The sequence below is a fragment of the Rhodohalobacter sp. genome (assembly GCF_034521535.1).
Taxonomy (GTDB): Bacteria; Bacteroidota; Rhodothermia; order Balneolales; family Balneolaceae; genus Rhodohalobacter.
In genome coordinates this window covers 95,747-113,565 of record NZ_JAXHMF010000002.1, presented here as the reverse complement: position 1 = coordinate 113,565, position 17,819 = coordinate 95,747, and the positions used below count along the sequence as shown (strand labels likewise).

The following is a 17,819-nucleotide window of genomic DNA, read 5'->3' as shown; positions in this document are numbered from 1 at the left end:
GTACGATTATGCAATATCCTATTTTTCAATCGGTAGTAAACAAAATAAATAGCCTGCTGAACAAGAGAAATATTAACGTTGTCAAATTCAAAACTTGGGAAGAATCCAGAATCAATGCAGCGGGCCTGGAGATCGTTATTGATCTGAAAGATTCTACAAATCATCTCAAAAGACTAGACATTAATTTCGATTGGGATAGTTTTCGTGAAGCAAATCTTGCAAATCAGCTGAACGGTACGGATAAACATCCAATGCTGAAAGAAAAACATCTCACCGAGGTAAATATATCACCATCGATTGATGTTGAATTGGTCTGGCATTTTGATGAGCGTAAAAGTCAGCCAAATCAAACCAACGGAGACACCAATTATCGCATTGAAAAAGCAAGTGAGTGGATGGACCGTGTCAGTAAAGAAGTTAATGAACTTCTTATTAGCGACGATATTATTACACGATGGCATCTCGAAATTGATGGAGATTCACACGGAAAATATCTCACTGCGATCAATCTGATCTCTTATTTTCAATTTCCGATGACAAACCTTGAGAGTCTGAATGAGGTGAATGAATTTGTGAGCCGGAAATTGACTCATCTTCTGTATAAGGCCAATCGAATTATCAAAATTGCAGACAGCAGTGTATCTGTCGTAGCTGCATAAAATAAAAAAGGGCACTTCGATGAGTGCCCATAATTTCTACTTTAAGCAAATAGCTTACTTTTTCTTCTTATGACGGTTTTTGCGCAGTCGCTTTTTCCGTTTGTGCTTAGCAATTTTAGATCGTTTTCTTTTCTTTCCGCTTGGCATGAATTATCACCCGGTTGATTTAATTAAACTTCTTGTTCCAAGAGCGATATCTAACTAACACCGCCATCTTTCTAAGTCGAACAAAATACAAAATCTTTTATTCAAATCTATAGTTTTGAAAAGAAGAGTTTTGTGTTAGAAGATATAACAAGTGTTACTGCCGGAACATTTCAATATTGAAATTGTTTTGAAGATACGATGCTCTATTAACCTGGTGAATTATGAGTTTCAAATTGCTATATTCGCACCCACAAAAATATGAAATCTAACAAATGCCAGACTTGATTAAAGTTGCAAAATTTGGCGGTACCAGCATGGCCAATTACGAAGCCATGAGCCGCTGTGCCAACATTGTAAAATCGGACAGCGATAAAAAAATCATTGTGGTTAGTGCAACTTCCGGCACAACCAATCTCCTTACAACTCTCATTGGTGTCAAAGATTCGGGTGAAAAGATTGAGATTATAAATCAGATTAGAGAGAAGCACTATGAAATTTGCGGCCATCTGACGTTTGAGGAAGAAGCCAAAGCACGCGTTGATCAGTTGATCAATGACCTTGAAGAAAAAGTTACATCATCCAAAGCAGCAACTTTACAATATGCCGATGAAGTACTCTCTTTCGGTGAACTTATATCTTCCACAATTTTCTCTTATGTACTGAGAGAATCGATCGGGGATAAGGTGGAATGGCTTGATGCGCGTGAGATCATTCAAACTGATCATAATCACGGTTCAGCAGAACCTGAAATAGAAACAATTGAGAAAAATGCTGAAACCAGAATTGTTCCGCATTTGAAGGACAGCTGCTTCGTAACTCAAGGATTTATCGGGCGAACAAAAAGTGGAGTTACAACTACACTTGGGCGAGGAGGAAGCGACTACTCAGCCGCTCTTTTTGCAGAAGCGATCAATGCAGATGTGCTGGAGATCTGGACAGATGTAACGGCTGTTTACACAACCGATCCAAGAATTGTAAAAGAGGCGAAACCAATAACAGAAATCAGTTTCGATGAGGCTGCCGAGCTTTCCGTATTTGGCGCAAAAGTACTGCATCCGGCTACGATGGTTCCGGCTATCCGAAAAAATATCCGTGTATATGTCGGTTCAAGTATGGAACCGCATCTCCCCGGTACATGGATCATGAAAAACACGAAAGAGAAGCCATCGATTCGTGCAATCAGTTTACGAAGAAATCAAACCTTGCTTACGGTACACAGTCTCGATATGCTTCACCGGCACGGTTTTCTGGCTCGTCTGTTTCAGGTTCTGTCGAATCACAAAATAAGTGTAGACCTTGTAACTACCAGTGAAGTGAGTGTTTCACTTACGCTGGATACGAATGCCGGCACACCGGGCAAAGATTTTCTGCCAAGAAATGTAATAAGCGAATTAAAAACATTCTGCGAAGTTGAAATTCAGGAGAACCTCTCACTGATTGCATTAATTGGGAATAACCTGCATACTACTTCAGGATTGAGCGGACCGGTTTTTAGTTCTTTGGAAGGCATAAATGTTCGGTTGATATGCCATGGAGCCAGTTCTCATAATCTCTGTTTTTTGGTAGATCAGCAAAGTGCTGAGGAAGTGGTTCAAAAATTACATCAACGATTTATTTAATAAAACATCATGAAAGTATCCGTAATTGGGACAGGAAAAACGGGAAGTGAAGTAGCAGAACTTTTGGGTAAGCAAGCCGTATGTTTTGACTCAAAAAGCAATATTACAGCTGACAAGTTAAAGGAGACAGACATCGCCATCATTTTTGTACCCGGCGAAGCTGCAGAAGAAGTGAGTAAAGTGGTTTTGGAATCCGGAATTCCGGCTGTTTGGGGCACAACCGGTTATTCGTGGCCTGAAAAATTACCCGATCAGGTAAAAGAAGCAAACGCAAGATGGGTAATAGGTGCCAACTTTAGCTTAGGGATGAACCTTATTCGAAAAGCACTGAATATTTTAGGTAAGGGCGGAGAATTCTTAAAAGATCCCGAATATCATATTCATGAAGTACACCACGTTCATAAAAAAGATGCTCCAAGCGGCACGGCCCTCTCCTGGAAAAAGTGGTTGGGACGTAACGCCTCAATTTCGTCTGACAGACAGGGAGACGTGAAAGGAGTTCATAACCTGCATCTTCAAACCGATAACGAATCTATTTATCTGAAGCACGAAGCTCACAGCAGGAAACTTTTTGCTGAGGGAGCCATTTGGACAGCAGAGTACTTGCTTGAAAATTCCCAAATAGAACCGGGAGTCTATCCGTTTTCGTCAATATTTGACCAAGCATTTTCAAAATTATGATGATCAACACCCAGCTTTGGACTGCACTGATCACTCCAATGAAACAATCGGGAGATATTCATTTGGGTGACCTCGAAAAACTGATCAAAAGGCAGGAGTCGGCCGGCAACGGAATCCTCCTGATTGGAAGTACGGGGGAAGGCTTGGCCCTCAATAATGATGAAAAAAAAGAGATCATTGATTTTTCGTCAAAGCTGGATCTTTCAGTACCGGTAATGGCGGGTGTGGGCGGTTTCCAAATTGAAAACCAGAAAGCATGGATTCAATACTGTAATGACAAAGTGGATGCATTTCTGCTCGTTGCACCGTTGTATTCAAAGCCCGGGCCCGTTGGGTTGAAGAACTGGTTTTTGGATTTGATGGACGTGGCTGAAAAACCATGTATGATTTACAACATTCCATCCCGCACCGGCGTGGAGATTCCCCCGCAAGTGATCAAAGAGCTGTCCGGTCACTCAAAATTTTGGTCAATTAAAGAGGCTAGTGGCAGTATAGCTGATTATCAGAGGTTTAGGGAAATGGTGCCTAATTCAACTATGTTTAGTGGAGACGACGGACTACTGCCTTTTTTTGCAGTGGCCGGTTGCTCAGGTTTGGTTTCTGTTTCTTCAAATGTGTGGCCTGAAGAAACAGCCAGATATGTTGAACTCTGTTTGTCAGGAGAAACGGACTCATTATTTCCAGTTTGGAAGCGTGCTATTAATGCTCTGTTCTCTGCACCAAATCCGGTTCCGGTTAAAGTTTTATTGCATCAAAAAGGAATCATTGAAAGTTCAGCGCTGAGATCACCGCTCACGGAAAAAGAGTTAAAAAATTTAGACCAGCTAAAACAAGCTGACGAAGAAATTATAAACTGGTATCAAAAAATTAATAATTGATATGAATTGGGAAGAAGTTTTAGATCAACTTGAAGAAGGAACAGTCAGGGCCGCTGAAAAGAATGGCGAGACGTGGAGTGCCAATATTGAAGTGAAAGAAGCTATTTTGGCCGCCTTCAAGGAGGGAAATAATGTCAACTATGGCGGGATTTATGACGGTTTTGTTGATAAACACAATATTCCACCAAGAATGTTTGAAGCAGAAGACGGCGTCCGCCTGGTGCCGGGCGGTTCCTCAGTACGTCGCGGTGCATATGTTTCTCAAGGGGTGATTATCATGCCGCCCGCGTATATAAATATTGGTGCCTACGTTGATGAAGGAACTATGATTGATAGTCACGCGCTTGTCGGATCATGCGCTCAGATTGGAAAAAACGTACATCTTTCGGCAGGTGTACAAATTGGCGGTGTACTCGAGCCGGTGGGATTAAGCCCTGTTGTGATTGAAGATGACTGTTTTGTAGGTGCTGGATCTGTAATTGTAGAAGGAATTTTAGTTAAAAGAGGAGCGGTAATTGCTCCCGGCGTTACATTGTCAAAATCTGTTCCCGTTTATGACTGTGTGAATGAGAAACTGCTTGGAAAAGGATCACCCATACCGGAAAACGCAGTTGTGATACCGGGCTCAAGGCCAATAAAAAATGAGTGGGCACGGCAGCAGGGATTGTCTGCTTATTGCCCTGTTATTATTAAGTATAGGGATGAAGGAAGTGATGCATCTTTGGAGCTTGAAAGCGCATTGAGATAAATTTTTTTAAGAAATTCTGTAAGGGACGCAAAAAATTCTGTTCTTATAGATAGAACGTTAACAAAAAATGAGTGACTAATTATGAGTTCATTAAACAAAGTTATGATAATCGGACGATTGGGAGCTGATCCCGATGTGAGATATACTCAATCCAACGCAGCTGTTGCGAATATGAGTGTAGCAACTACCGACAGGTACAAAGACAGAAACGGAGAACTTCAGGAGAAGACCGAATGGCATCGTGTTGTAGTTTGGAATCGACTCGCTGAGATTTGCCAGGAGTATCTTAAAAAAGGTTCTTTGGTATATTTTGAAGGCAAACTTGAAACCCGAGACTGGGAAGACAAAGAAGGTCAAAAGAGATATACTACAGAAATAAAAGCGTTTAACATGCAGATGTTAGACAGCCGTGGTGATCAGGGCGGCGGTGGTGCTCCGCAGAATTCCGGTGGAAGCAAGCCGGCCAAAGCTTCAGTAGATCTGGACGACTCTTTTGACGATATGGACGATGATCTGCCGTTTTAATTCCGGTCAGGTTAATTGATCCAACATTTCGTACTTTTAAGGTGATGATCTTTTTGATCGTCACCTTTTTTTATTCATATTGTTTTATTGATATCAACTAATCATTAATTAAGTACTGTTTTTTGGATACGATCGACGAACCTCCCAGTCATCCGATACAATTTATTTCCAATCAGATTTTACTTAATGCAGGGCCACAATTGGAGTATCTGAGCTTTACTGAAATTTCTATCGAGTTAACCCTGATGCTAATCGGGCTATTTTTCAGTGCTCTTTATTCAGGTTCTGAAGTCGCGTTTTTCTCATTGGTCAATCAGATCGATCAGCTGAAGCCAGGGGGAGGTGAATACGGCTCGAAGGATTCCAAAATTTTGAAAATGTTGCAGAAGCCACGCCGGCTTCTTGCCACGATACTTATTGGCAATACTTTTGCCAACATTGTCAGTTCAGTTTTGGCGGCAGTTATCACGGGAAAAATAGCTGCTTATTATGGCTTTTCTGAGGTGATTGTTTACTCTGTTGAAATCATTGTCCTAACCTTTACGATTTTGATTTTGAGTGAAATTACACCAAAGGTAATTGCGATTAATAGTCCATTGAAGGTGAGTCGCAGAATGGTGGGATTTGTATATACTCACTTTATTCTTTTTAAACCGGTAGCTAAAATCATTGCCGAAAGTACGATGAGTCTGGAAAAAACCCTACCAAAGCCTAATAACAAAATGACGGCTCAGGATTTAAAAACGATGGCCGAGATGAGTGAACAAGAGGGGTCCTTGAAGGGAGACGAACGTGAAATCATCGAAAATGTGATTGAATTCGGTAATATTACCGTTCGCGAAATAATGACTTCCCGCGTAAATATTGTTGCCGTGCCTGTAAATAACAGTTTGGAAGAAGTGATTCAGCTTATACAGGAAAAAGGATTGTCTCGTATGCCACTCTTTGAAAATGACCTGGATAATATTTCAGGCGTCATCTACTCCAAAGATGTGCTTCCTTATATCAATTCGGAAATGGGTGAGCAGTTGATTAACTGGAAAACCATTGCCCGGAAAGCCCTGTTTATTCCGGCCACAAAAAAATTGGATGATCTGCTGAGAGATTTTCAGCATGAAAAGACGCACATCGCTATAGTTGTTGATGAATATGGCGGCACGGAAGGACTCGTAACTCTGGATGATATTCTCGAGGAGATTGTCGGGGATATTGGGGATGAGTATGATGACCAGGAAGAAAAGCTGTACACAAGATTTAAGAACGGTGTCTATATTTTTGATGCCAAAATTGATCTCGACGATCTGGATGAAATTTTGAATACGTCTATATCATCCGATGATGATGAATTTGAGACGTTAGGAGGTTTGGTATATCACTTGACGGAGCGTATACCTAATGTAGGTGAACGAATGATTTATAAAAATCTGGAAATGACGGTTCATTCGGTCAAAAATAACAGAGTGAAAAAGCTTCGGATAAAATTAATGCCGTCTGAAAAGACGAAGACAGAAGCATAAACAAAAATTTAATTGAACACTTCGATATCTAAGCCACCGATTCAGAAAAACGTAAACTTAGCTCCATTCAATACGCTTGGTGTAGAGGCTACTGCTGCCCAATTTCTAACTATTTCTGAGTCATCACAGCTATTAGGACTATTCAGAGAAGGATTTTTCAAAAAGAATGATCCTGTCATTTTAGGTGGTGGCAGCAATGTACTGATAAAATCAGATCTTAATCAGCCGGTGCTTAAAATATCCATTCCCGGTATTGAGGTTTTAAATGAAAAAGAAGATGAAGTATTGATTAACTCAGGTGCAGGCGTAATCTGGCATGATTTAGTCTCTTACTGCGTTGATCATGATTTTGGCGGAATCGAAAATTTAGCACTTATTCCAGGGACAGTTGGGGCGGCCCCAATCCAAAATATTGGTGCATATGGGGTAGAGTTGAAAGATACGTTTCACAGTTTAAAGGCTTTTATACCTGCAACAGGAGAGCAAAAAGAATTTTCAAAAAAAGAGTGCGAATTTGGGTATCGGGACAGCATTTTCAAGAATAGCCTGAAAGGTGAAGTTATTATTACCGAAGTGACTCTTCGTCTTCAAAAATCTCCTCATCAAATTGAAGATTCATATTATGCCCTGCGGGAGTATTTTCAAACCAACGGCGTTACAGAGCCTTCAATCAAGGATGTTTTTGATGCTGTGGTTACCATCAGGGAGTCAAAACTTCCAAACCCCGAACTCATTGGAAATGCCGGCAGTTTTTTTAAAAATCCAATTGTGGAGAGATCGATCTACCAAAAAATTAAAGCTGAATATTCCGAAATGCCTTCATTCGAGGCCGGCGACGGGAAAATAAAAATCCCTGCAGGCTGGCTGATAGAACAGGCCGGATGGAAAGGGAAAAAAGTTGGAAATGTGGGCACATATAAAAATCAGGCCCTGGTTCTGGTTAATCACGGCGGAGCTACAGGAGAAGAGATTTATCAACATGCCATGAACATTAGCGAATCCGTGAAAGAGAAATTTGGCATAGAGCTGGCGCCGGAAGTAAATGTTATATCGTAATGGCCGGAGAAAAAGAGATAAACGATTCACTTTTTCTGAAAGCTATTTCATGCCCCCTTAAACTGTACCATTACAGCAAAAGCAGCAGCATGCGCTCTCCTTATCTCCCATTTAAGCAGCGCAATAAATTACAGCTGAGAAATGCTGTGGCCTTTCAATTTTCAAATCTCAAGTTTACGTCAGACTCAACGATAAAGGCAGAGCAAGAGACAAGCGACTGGTTAAGTGAAGAAAATGTAGCCATTTGTGGAGCAGTTCTTCGAGATAAAAACTTTACCACAAGAATCCCAATTCTGATTAAAAATGGCAAGAGCTATACGATTGTTCAGGTTCATGGAAAGTTAAAAAAACGTCTTCATGATGGAGTCGTGTCGGTTCCCGTGCTCAGTAAAACTACAAACGGCTACTTGGTAAAAGCTGCTTACCGGAGAGAGATATTAAAACGAGCCGTCGGAAGTTCAGATATAAAAGTTGATCTTTATTTTCCGGACAAGCGGTATAATGCTGCTTTTGATGGAATAATGCAGATCGTTTCGGAAGTTGTGGCGGATAAAGTGCCGGAGAAAGTCAGGGAAGAGTTTCAGTCTCTTTTTACCAAGATGGATGCTACTGAAGCTGCTGTACATGTTAGTAATAGCCTGCCCGAATCTGTTTCTCATACATTTTATGCGAATAAAAGTGTATCTGATGTTTTAGAGGATATCGACAAAGAATCGTGGGAAAATACGGATCGATTCGGTGTAGAAATTCACCAGGAGTGCAGCTATTGTGAATTTAGAAAACCTGAGAGAGAAGGGATTTCAAATTGTTGGACAGATTATTTTTCCGGAGATAAAAAAAACTTCCCAAACGAACATGTCTTTGATTTGATTGGTCACGGAAATAATGATCTTATCGAAAAGAACATCTACTACCAGGAAGATTATCCATTGAAGGAAGGGGCGAGGAGCTTTGATGAGATCAGAGAAAAGAATCCATACTCTATTTCGATTCAGCAAAGAAGAGAGCTTCAAATCTTGAAAGCCAAAAAGGAATTTGTGCCCGATGTTTGGGTAAAAGAATCGAAACTAGCGCTCGATAGCCTGGAATACCCACTCCATTTTATAGATTTTGAGGCAGCAACTTACGCACTGCCAATGCACAGAAACGGAGGGGCATATCACCCAATCTATTTTCAATTTTCATGCCATTCGCTGAGTAAGGATGGAGAGATTACACACTACGAATGGTTAGATGACCGTGAAGAAAGCGGTTATCCGCATGTAGATTTCGTGCACCATCTTGCAAGCGTCAAAGATATTTTCAATGGAAGCTTGATTCAATATTCACCGTTTGAATCGCAGGCTCTTCGATATTTGCTCCAGGAGATGAACCGAAATTCAATGCTTTATGAAAAGGAAATTCGGGATTTGAAAAATCTGCTCTATGTTGACGGAAATACCAATAATCATCGAATATTTGATTTAAGTAAATCGGTGAGGGAAGGATATTATAACCGATTTATGAGTGGAAGTATCGGGTTGAAACAGGTGTTAAACAGTATTTTTCAGCTGAATAGTCATTTGAAAAATCCGATAAAAAATAAGGTGAATATCTACGATAAGAGTATAAATTTTGAAAAATTATCAGGAGATACATCCGGATATAATCCGTACGTTGAATTGCAGGATCCGGTTTACAGCGTGGATGATGGTGAATCTGCCATGAACGCATATATTTCCTTGAAAAGCGGCCTTTTATCAAACAAAGAGAAGGAAATTATCCCCAATTTATTAAGGCGATACTGCGCGATGGATTCTTACGCTTTATTTATAATTTATAGCCACTTGAAAAATCTGATATCTCTTAATATAAAGCTCAGAATGAAATGGTTATAGATCAGTAGCTTGTAAGCACTAAATCTAAGAAAGGTGAACATCATGAAACGTTTATATACACATTTGATCATACTGGTGGCTGCATTTGTATTTGCTTCTTCCTGTGTGGTGCAGAAAAATCCAATTTCAGGAAATAAGAGAGCCTACGCCTACTCTTGGCAGCAAGAGGTGCAAATTGGGCAGGATGTAGACAAGGAGATCGTTTCGCAGTACGGCTTGTATGATGACGATGAGCTGAGTGAATATGTTGTAAATCTGGGAGAAGAGCTTTTGGAAGTAAGCCATATGAGAAGGGAGGATACGGATGAAAAATTTAAAAATACGGAGTTTACATTTCGAGTATTGGATAGCCCGGTTGTAAATGCTTTTGCATTGCCGGGAGGCTATGTTTATGTAACAAGAGGCTTGATGGCTCATCTGAATAATGAAGCACAGCTTGCTGTTGTAGTAGGACACGAAATTGGACACGTGGCAGGGCGTCATGCCTCACAAAGGGCGTTAACTCAAACAATTGGGCAGGTTGCCGTAATCGGAGGCTCCATATTGGGTCAGGAGCTTTTAGGGCTGCCCGGAGAATCTCTTATGAATTTAAGCAGTCAGGCCGCACAGCTTCTGTTTATGAGCTACAGTCGTGATCATGAAAGGGAATCGGATCGGCTTGGTGTTGAATATTCGGCTATGAAAAGTTACGTAGCAGCTGAAGGATCTGAATTCTTTACAAGCCTGAGAAGAATCTCAGAAAAAGAAGGGCAGAGTATTCCAAATATGCTGTCAACGCACCCTAACCCGGGCGAAAGGGAACAGACCATTCCGAGATTAGCCGAAGAGTGGCGCGAAAAGGGATATGAGCAAACTGTTTACGGAACCGAGCGTTATATGGAGATGCTTAATGGGATGATTTTCGGAGACAATCCAAGAAACGGATATTTTACGGAAGGACGGTTTGTACATCCCGATCTGGAGTTCTTTTATCCCGTGCCAGAACAGTGGAGGGTTTTGAACCAACCTTCTCAGGTTGTTTTAGTGAAGGGTGAGGGAGAGGCTGTGATGATTATGAGAATAGATTCCGAGAATACATCGCCCACTGAGTCGATAACACAATTTGTTAATCAGGAAGGTTTTACTCTCAGAGAAAGGGGAGACACGCAGAGCTCAGGTCGCTGGACAGCTCATCAGGCAGAGGGTACAATCGAGCAGGAAGGTAATCTGCTTGGGGTTCATGTGTATGCTGTTGAGTTTCAAAACAGAATTTACAGATTTATTAACTACAGCCCTGAGTCTGCATTTGAAGAGAACATAGAAGATTTCAGGTTTGTAACGTCAGGGTTTGACCGGCTTACGGATGAATCAATCCTCAATATCGAGCCGGTGCGTCTGCAAATCGTTGAAGCGGATCAAAGAAAATCATTCAGGCAATACCTTCCGGATCAACTGCCCATGGATATGGAACACGAAGATATTGCCATTATAAACCAGGTTAGCCTGGATACAACAATTGAACCCGGAACTCTACTCAAAATACCAGTACAGTAAACTTTAGTTATGATTGAACGATATTCCAGAAAAGAGATGTCCGACATCTGGTCGGAACAAAATCAATTTCAGGCGTGGTTAGATGTGGAACTTGCAGCATGCAGGGCCTGGAGCAAAATTGACAAGATACCTTCAGAAGATGTTGATAAGCTCTATGAAAAAGCATCTTTTGATATTGATCGCATTAAGGAGATTGAAAAACAGACTCGCCACGACGTGGTTGCTTTTACCCGAACGGTTTCAGAATCTCTCGGTGATGAGAAAAAATGGGTTCATTACGGGCTTACGTCAACAGATGTTGTTGACACCGCAAACGGATATCGGCTTAAACAGGCAAATGAACTGCTCAAGGAAGGATTGAATCGTTTTGTGAAGGCCCTTGCAGAAAAAGCCCGTGAGCATAAGCTCACTGTTATGATGGGCCGGACTCACGGCGTACATGCAGAGCCAACCACCTTTGGATTGAAATGCGCACTTTGGTATGCCGAAATGAACCGGAATATTGAGCGGTTTGAAAGAGCTGCACAGGATGTAGAGTTTGGCAAACTTTCAGGGGCTGTCGGTACATTTGCACATATCCCACCTGAGGTGGAGAAATATACGTGCGAAATTTTGGGGATTTCTCCGGCGCCCGTATCCACGCAGACGCTGCAGCGAGACCGTCATGCATACTATATGGCCACACTTGCGGTAATTGGCGGCACACTTGAAAAGATTGCAGTCGAGATTCGACATCTTCAGAGAACTGAACTCCGGGAAGCCGAAGAGTTTTTCAGTAAAGGCCAAAAAGGATCATCGGCAATGCCGCATAAAAGAAATCCTGTCAGTTCAGAAAATATAACCGGTTGTGCTCGGGTGCTCCGTGGCTATATGATATCGGCTTACGAAAATATGCCGCTCTGGCACGAACGGGATATTTCTCACTCGTCGGTAGAACGTATTATACTGCCGGATGCGACCATTTTGCTGGATTATATGCTTCACAGGTTTTCGGGAGTGATTGAAAAATTGATGGTCTATCCTGAGAATATGCTGGAGAACATGGAGAAAACCCATGGTCTTGTATTTTCACAGCGCCTGTTGCTAATGCTCATCGATAAAGGATTGAACCGTGAAACCGCCTATGACACTGTTCAGCCTTTGGCAATGAAGGCTTGGGAAGAAAAACGTGGTTTTCAAGAACTCGTAAAATCAGATCCAACAATCCGGGAAAATCTCTCTGAAAGTGAAATTGAGCAGGCTTTTGATTTGGCACATCATACCCGAAGAGTCGACGAAATATTCTCCAGAGCGGGTTTATAAAAAAGTTTTGAGAGGGGTGACATATTGATGTCACCCGCTTGGTTTAAGTTGTGTGTAAATCATAATCAAACCACACACACAGCTATGCAAGCAGCAATTAAAAAAACAAAAAATGTAAGCGTTCAGAATGCAGTACTGAACTCGATATTTCACAAGGCAGAAGCCGAATATCGAGCAACTGAAGAGATGTTTACCCTTTTAGGCTGGGGAGATCTGCCAGCAGAGTTGAAAATGGTGATCGAAGAAGATGTAAAGGGCTATATTGACGAACTCAAGGGGCAATACTGCACGAATTCAGAATGGGTTCAGCGCAGAAGAGAGAGTGTAGACTTTTGGGTGAATAGTTACTTAGACGGAATTTGCGATGAAGCCACAGCCATAGAATCGCTGAGAATAAAAAAGCTATGACGCCGATGATGGGTTCTATTTAGGATGGAGGTTAGTTTTCGTGGAAATTGGTAAAGAAGTTCAACAGGATTTCTTATCTTTACCAAAATGTAAACAAAGCGAAAATTATTTCATGCACAACTCCTCTCCCTTCTCAAAAGTAACGCGCCAAGGATTAACTTACGATGATGTTCTGTTAGTTCCGAATCATTCTGTAGTACTGCCCAGAGATGTAGATATCTCCGTCCAGTTAACCCCTTCTTTGAAACTTAATACACCGATATTCAGTGCGGCTATGGACACGGTTTCTGAATATCGAATGGCTATAGCACTCGCCCGGGAAGGCGGAATAGCCATGTTGCATAAAAATATGTCAATTGAAGACCAGGCTGAGCAGGTACGGCTTGTAAAAAGAAGTGAGAGCGGAATGATAGTGGACCCGGTTACCCTGCCGGCAGATGCTACCGTGAAGGATGCACGATCCTTGATGAGAAAGCATAAAATAGGTGGTATCCCAATTGTAGAATCAAATAACTTGCTGATTGGAATTGTAACAAACCGGGATCTTCGCTTCGAGCACTATGTTGACAAAAAGCTGGGTGATATCATGACCAGTGGAAATCTTGTAACAGCCAAGCAGGGAACGACTCTTGATGAAGCGGAGCAGATTCTTCAGGAGTACAAAGTAGAAAAGCTTCCAATCGTAGATAACAGTAATATTCTGGTTGGTTTGATTACGTTTAAAGACATTGAAAAGAAAATGAACTTCCCGAATGCATGTAAAGATGATATGGGAAGACTTCGTGTTGGTGCTGCAGTTGGAGTTACACCGGACACAATAGATCGGGTCGATGCCCTTGTAGAATCAGGTGTGGATATTGTAACCGTTGATACGGCTCATGGTCATTCAGAAGGAGTATTGAAAACGGTTAGAGATATAAAAGCCAAATATAAAGACCTCAATGTAATTGGTGGAAACATAGCAACACGAGCTGCTGCTGAGGCATTGGCAGAGGCAGGTGCAGATGTAGTAAAAGTTGGTGTTGGACCGGGTTCTATCTGTACAACACGTGTGGTAACCGGAGTGGGTGTACCACAGCTTTCGGCAATAATGGAAATCGCCGAATTTACCTCGAAAAACGAAATCGGTTTGATCGCAGACGGTGGCATTAAACAAACCGGGGATATTCCGAAAGCATTGGCCGGTGGGGCTGACGCCGTTATGATGGGCTCTATGTTTGCCGGAGTGGATGAAAGTCCTGGTGAAACCATTATTTATGAATCCAGAAAATATAAATCCTATAGAGGCATGGGAAGTGTTAGTGCCATGAGAAAAGGATCTAAAGACAGATATTTCCAGGATGTAGAAGATGACCTGAAGTTAGTGCCGGAAGGAATTGAAGGCCGTGTACCTTATAAAGGCTATCTGGGTGAAGTTGTTCATCAAATGGTTGGCGGTATGCGGGCAGCAATGGGTTATGTTGGAGCTAAGACTGTTGAGGAACTTAAACAAGCTGAATTTGTACAAATATCTTCCGCAAGCTATAAAGAAAGTCACCCGCATTCAGTTCAAATAACAAAAGAAGCGCCAAATTACTCAGTATCCTGATTTTAAGTGCGAAATTAAACGATAAACTGTAACAACTCATGTGGGAATTTATTAAACGAATTTTTTCGGAACGTGAGGGCGATGTTACGGTTGTAGTATTGGATGAGCACAATCCCGATGGGTCCAGTTCTTTTAAATTAAGAGCCCGGGACATTATTAAGATGGTTGTAGTTGTGATTTTACTCTCCGTATTGTTCACTACTATACTATTTTTTGCTACACCAATCGGCTCACTATATCAATTCAAGGAAGATTATGCCTTGAGGCAAAATGTTGTGGAAATTTCAGAACGTGTTATGTCTTTGCAGGACTCTTTGATTGCCAGAGATACACAGCTAAACGATATGAAAGAAATTCTGAGAACGGCTGCAGATACCACGTTAGCTGTAGAACAATCGGTAAGCGCATTAATCTCGGATGAAAATTATCCTGTCGGCGGATCAGTCCCAAATGTTCAAACTTTTGAAATGCTTTCTCAAAATGAGATTATTTTTTCCGGTTCACTGAATAAAACTCCTGATTTCCCGTCTGATTTTCCTGTTGAGGGAAGTATGACGCAGGGATATAATGCGGAAGATGGTCATTATGGAATTGATATTGCAGCCGGTACCGGTACGATTTTCAAAGCAGTTGCCGATGGTACTGTGATGAATGCAGGGTGGACAATTAATTACGGGTATGTTATTTACCTTCAGCATGCAGGTGGAGTTGTGAGCGTGTACAAACATGGTGCAAGGCTTGCAAGGTCTAAAGGAGATTTTGTTTTGAAGGGAGATATTTTGGGTGAAATCGGAGATCGTGGTGTATTGAGTACCGGCTCCCATCTGCATCTTGAAATTTGGAAAAACGGTGTACCCCAAAATCCATTAATGTATCTAAACAACTGAGTCTGAATAATTATGTTCAATAATAAAAACAATAAAACCGTGAGTAAGACAACAAATACACAATCACCAACACTGAATATGATCAGTGAAGGAACGACTCTAGAAGGAACGCTCAACTCTCAAAATGATATTCGGATAGCGGGTAAGTTGAAAGGTGAAGGTATTACCAAAGGTAAACTGATTGTCACTTCTTCCGGTATTGTGCAGGGTGATGTAAAAGTTGCTGAAGCTGATATTGCCGGCAAGATTGAGGGTACGATTCGGGTGACGAATAAATTAAATCTTCGGGATTCTGCCGTTATAGACGGTGATATTTATACCAAAACTCTATTGGTTGAAGAGGGGGCTCAAATTAACGGTGCCTGCAGAATGGGAAGCGATTCAACTAAACTGGAGTCATCAAATGACTCAGATTATGCCAAAGAGACATCTGTAAAAAACGAGAAAGAGAAATAATTGTTTGAAGATCCGAAATTCAAGAAATATCTCGAGTACATGTCTCTCGGTGGAGAAATAGCGATTGCTTTTTCTACTCCAATCTTAGCGGGGTATTTTATTGACGTGAAATTCGAAACATCTCCCTGGGGAGTCCTTACAGGCGTACTTATTGGGATTCTGCTGATGATTAGTATGTTCGTTCGGCTCATAAAAAATATTAGTGATAATTAGACGTGAATCAAGAGTGGAAATGTCTTTGCCGGATCGGAAAATAATTATATCCACTTTAGTAATTGGGCTGATATTTATCTTCGCAGGAATAATCATTCCGGATAAATTTACATTAGGGTGGTTTACCGGATACCTGATTGGATTATTGGCGGTAGTATTGCATTTGGGTGCTTCCATGTTTTCAAAAAAAACGATGTTGAAAGACTTTATAGCAAGCTATTTTTTTGGACTTTTTCTGAGATTTGTTCTTGTACTGGCTCTATTCGTTTTAATATTAATTCTCACAAAAATTGACGAATTGAGCTTTACTGTTAGTTTTATAATTTCGTATATTTTGCATTCTGTAAACGAAGTGATATTAATTAACCAAAAACTCTCTGATTAGTCGGGTAAATTGTTAAACAATAAGATGAGCCGATACCTGCGCCGATTATCCGTTACCATTCTTTTATTACTTGCTATTAACCCAGGTTTGTTGGCTGCTGATACTGAAGAAAGCAGCGAAGGAACAATTGACGTTATGGGTAAAGTTCTTGACCATGATTATGTTGAGGTTGTTGGTGCTAAGATCTATTTACCTCGTATTTTATTAGTTGATGGAGAGTGGTACTTATATGCGAACACAAAATCCGCATTGGAGTCCGGTGAATTTATGGAGACAGAGGAGGCCGGCTTGGTACGCTCTGATGGAGCCCCGATCACTCTTGATATGTCTATTACCTCTCACCTTATATATGTTTGGCTCGGAATTATATTAACATTGTTGATTACGATTTGGGCAGCGAGTCGCTACAGAAGGGGAATTGGAGCGGAAAGTGAGCCAAAGGGTGTGATGCAAAATATATTTGAAGTGGTCTTTGTGTTTACCCGTGATGATATTGCCAAAGAGTTTATCCCCGCAGAAAAATATAAAAAGTATGTTCCATATCTGTTCTCGATCTTTCTGGCAATCATGTTTATGAATTTATTCGGTTTGTTGCCATGGGCTGCATCTGCTACAGCAGACTTAACGGTTACGGCAACACTTGCAGGTATAACATTTTTTATTACACAATTCAGCGGTACAAAAGATCACTGGCGGCACGTTTTTGCATTTCCGGGTGTTCCGGGTTGGTCGCGAATTATTTTAACCCCGGTAGAGATTTTAGGGCTTTTTACAAAACCGTTTGCACTTGCCATTCGTCTTTTTGCAAATATGCTATCCGGTAAAATCATGATTGTTAGCATTCTTGGTTTGATCTTTATATTCACAGATCTTTTTGGAGAATATGTGGGAGTTGGATCAAGTGTTTTTTGGGTGTTACTTACGGCAGCGCTTTATTTTCTAAAAGCGCTGGTTGCCCTTATTCAAGCTTATGTATTTACACTTTTGTCAGCTGTATTTATTGGTATGGCTGCGGAAGAACATCATCACCACGACGATGAAACGGCTATTGCTCACGCGCAAGCTGTTGAAGTCGAAACTTAATCACTAATAACAAAACATATATTTAATTATGGGTTTTTTAGCAGCAGGCCTTGGGGCCGGAATTATAGCACTCGGAGCCGGTATCGGTATAGGTATGATTGGTAAAAGTGCTACAGAAAGTATTGCAAGACAACCAGAAGCGGCCGGAGATATTCGCGGTGCCATGCTTTTGACCTCCGTTTTTATTGAGGGTGTAGCTCTTATCGGTGCTATTGTTTGTATTCTTCTTGCTCTCGGTGTTGGCCAATAATTAATAA

General features: G+C 41.2%; 18 protein-coding genes. All 18 read left to right on the top strand.

Features of this window, described 5'->3' with window-relative positions:
• Positions 1 to 8: 8 nt before the first annotated feature.
• Complete coding sequence (locus U5K35_RS02785; protein WP_322569959.1) at positions 9 to 659, top strand: hypothetical protein; 651 nt, start codon at positions 9 to 11, stop codon at positions 657 to 659.
• A 419-nt stretch (positions 660 to 1,078) separates the two neighbouring features.
• A complete protein-coding gene (lysC, locus tag U5K35_RS02780; protein WP_322569958.1) occupies positions 1,079 to 2,425 on the top strand; it encodes a lysine-sensitive aspartokinase 3 in 1,347 nt (448 codons plus the stop codon).
• Between the two features lie 9 nt (positions 2,426 to 2,434).
• Positions 2,435 to 3,106, top strand: a complete 672-nt coding sequence (locus U5K35_RS02775) for a dihydrodipicolinate reductase C-terminal domain-containing protein (RefSeq protein WP_322569957.1) — start codon at positions 2,435 to 2,437, stop codon at positions 3,104 to 3,106.
• Positions 3,103 to 3,984, top strand: a complete 882-nt coding sequence (dapA, locus tag U5K35_RS02770) for a 4-hydroxy-tetrahydrodipicolinate synthase (protein ID WP_322569956.1) — start codon at positions 3,103 to 3,105, stop codon at positions 3,982 to 3,984. The genes U5K35_RS02775 and dapA overlap by 4 nt, the downstream gene beginning before the upstream one ends.
• A 1-nt stretch (position 3,985) precedes the next feature.
• Complete coding sequence (locus tag U5K35_RS02765; RefSeq protein WP_322569955.1) at positions 3,986 to 4,732, top strand: 2,3,4,5-tetrahydropyridine-2,6-dicarboxylate N-succinyltransferase; 747 nt, start codon at positions 3,986 to 3,988, stop codon at positions 4,730 to 4,732.
• A gap of 81 nt (positions 4,733 to 4,813) precedes the next feature.
• Positions 4,814 to 5,257: a single-stranded DNA-binding protein gene (locus U5K35_RS02760; protein ID WP_322569954.1), complete on the top strand. Its 444-nt coding sequence runs from the start codon at positions 4,814 to 4,816 to the stop codon at positions 5,255 to 5,257.
• Positions 5,258 to 5,379: 122 nt separating this feature from the next.
• A complete protein-coding gene (locus U5K35_RS02755) occupies positions 5,380 to 6,774 on the top strand; it encodes a hemolysin family protein (protein WP_322569953.1) in 1,395 nt (464 codons plus the stop codon).
• Between the two features lie 12 nt (positions 6,775 to 6,786).
• The gene (gene murB, locus U5K35_RS02750) at positions 6,787 to 7,830 is read left to right on the top strand and encodes a UDP-N-acetylmuramate dehydrogenase (protein ID WP_322569952.1); all 1,044 of its coding nucleotides are present in this window, start codon (positions 6,787 to 6,789) and stop codon (positions 7,828 to 7,830) included.
• The gene (locus U5K35_RS02745) at positions 7,830 to 9,707 is read left to right on the top strand and encodes a DUF2779 domain-containing protein (protein WP_322569951.1); all 1,878 of its coding nucleotides are present in this window, start codon (positions 7,830 to 7,832) and stop codon (positions 9,705 to 9,707) included. The genes murB and U5K35_RS02745 overlap by 1 nt, the downstream gene beginning before the upstream one ends.
• A 42-nt stretch (positions 9,708 to 9,749) precedes the next feature.
• Positions 9,750 to 11,240 carry a M48 family metalloprotease gene (locus tag U5K35_RS02740; RefSeq protein WP_322569950.1) on the top strand — a complete coding sequence of 497 codons (1,491 nt, stop codon included), beginning with the start codon at positions 9,750 to 9,752 and terminating at the stop codon, positions 11,238 to 11,240.
• Between the two features lie 9 nt (positions 11,241 to 11,249).
• Positions 11,250 to 12,542: an adenylosuccinate lyase gene (purB, locus tag U5K35_RS02735; RefSeq protein ID WP_322569949.1), complete on the top strand. Its 1,293-nt coding sequence runs from the start codon at positions 11,250 to 11,252 to the stop codon at positions 12,540 to 12,542.
• An 84-nt stretch (positions 12,543 to 12,626) separates the two neighbouring features.
• A complete protein-coding gene (locus U5K35_RS02730; protein WP_322569948.1) occupies positions 12,627 to 12,950 on the top strand; it encodes a hypothetical protein in 324 nt (107 codons plus the stop codon).
• A 112-nt stretch (positions 12,951 to 13,062) separates the two neighbouring features.
• Entirely contained in the window at positions 13,063 to 14,538 is a 1,476-nt protein-coding gene (gene guaB / locus U5K35_RS02725) for an IMP dehydrogenase (RefSeq protein ID WP_322569947.1), read from the top strand.
• Positions 14,539 to 14,576: 38 nt separating this feature from the next.
• A complete protein-coding gene (locus U5K35_RS02720; RefSeq protein WP_322569946.1) occupies positions 14,577 to 15,425 on the top strand; it encodes a M23 family metallopeptidase in 849 nt (282 codons plus the stop codon).
• Positions 15,426 to 15,464: 39 nt separating this feature from the next.
• Complete coding sequence (locus U5K35_RS02715; protein ID WP_322569945.1) at positions 15,465 to 15,881, top strand: polymer-forming cytoskeletal protein; 417 nt, start codon at positions 15,465 to 15,467, stop codon at positions 15,879 to 15,881.
• Between the two features lie 39 nt (positions 15,882 to 15,920).
• Positions 15,921 to 16,094, top strand: a complete 174-nt coding sequence (locus U5K35_RS19510; RefSeq protein ID WP_416221585.1) for an AtpZ/AtpI family protein — start codon at positions 15,921 to 15,923, stop codon at positions 16,092 to 16,094.
• A gap of 409 nt (positions 16,095 to 16,503) precedes the next feature.
• Positions 16,504 to 17,562 carry a F0F1 ATP synthase subunit A gene (gene atpB, locus U5K35_RS02710; RefSeq protein ID WP_322569944.1) on the top strand — a complete coding sequence of 353 codons (1,059 nt, stop codon included), beginning with the start codon at positions 16,504 to 16,506 and terminating at the stop codon, positions 17,560 to 17,562.
• 28 nt (positions 17,563 to 17,590) lie between these two features.
• Positions 17,591 to 17,812, top strand: coding sequence for an ATP synthase F0 subunit C (gene atpE / locus U5K35_RS02705; protein ID WP_322569943.1), 222 nt, complete (start codon positions 17,591 to 17,593; stop codon positions 17,810 to 17,812).
• The last annotated feature ends 7 nt before the right edge of the window (positions 17,813 to 17,819 follow it).

Excerpts from the sequence above, each read along its gene's own strand:
- U5K35_RS02785 (WP_322569959.1), top strand. The coding sequence starts at position 9 with ATGCAATATCCTATTTTTCAATCGGTAGTAAACAAAATAAATAGCCTG.
- lysC (WP_322569958.1), top strand. The coding sequence starts at position 1,079 with ATGCCAGACTTGATTAAAGTTGCAAAATTTGGCGGTACCAGCATGGCC.
- U5K35_RS02775 (WP_322569957.1), top strand. The coding sequence starts at position 2,435 with ATGAAAGTATCCGTAATTGGGACAGGAAAAACGGGAAGTGAAGTAGCA.
- dapA (WP_322569956.1), top strand. The coding sequence starts at position 3,103 with ATGATGATCAACACCCAGCTTTGGACTGCACTGATCACTCCAATGAAA.
- U5K35_RS02765 (WP_322569955.1), top strand. The coding sequence starts at position 3,986 with ATGAATTGGGAAGAAGTTTTAGATCAACTTGAAGAAGGAACAGTCAGG.
- U5K35_RS02760 (WP_322569954.1), top strand. The coding sequence starts at position 4,814 with ATGAGTTCATTAAACAAAGTTATGATAATCGGACGATTGGGAGCTGAT.
- U5K35_RS02745 (WP_322569951.1), top strand. The coding sequence starts at position 7,830 with ATGGCCGGAGAAAAAGAGATAAACGATTCACTTTTTCTGAAAGCTATT.
- U5K35_RS02740 (WP_322569950.1), top strand. The coding sequence starts at position 9,750 with ATGAAACGTTTATATACACATTTGATCATACTGGTGGCTGCATTTGTA.
- purB (WP_322569949.1), top strand. The coding sequence starts at position 11,250 with ATGATTGAACGATATTCCAGAAAAGAGATGTCCGACATCTGGTCGGAA.
- U5K35_RS02730 (WP_322569948.1), top strand. The coding sequence starts at position 12,627 with ATGCAAGCAGCAATTAAAAAAACAAAAAATGTAAGCGTTCAGAATGCA.
- guaB (WP_322569947.1), top strand. The coding sequence starts at position 13,063 with ATGCACAACTCCTCTCCCTTCTCAAAAGTAACGCGCCAAGGATTAACT.
- U5K35_RS02720 (WP_322569946.1), top strand. The coding sequence starts at position 14,577 with ATGTGGGAATTTATTAAACGAATTTTTTCGGAACGTGAGGGCGATGTT.
- U5K35_RS19510 (WP_416221585.1), top strand. The coding sequence starts at position 15,921 with ATGTCTCTCGGTGGAGAAATAGCGATTGCTTTTTCTACTCCAATCTTA.
- atpB (WP_322569944.1), top strand. The coding sequence starts at position 16,504 with ATGAGCCGATACCTGCGCCGATTATCCGTTACCATTCTTTTATTACTT.
- atpE (WP_322569943.1), top strand. The coding sequence starts at position 17,591 with ATGGGTTTTTTAGCAGCAGGCCTTGGGGCCGGAATTATAGCACTCGGA.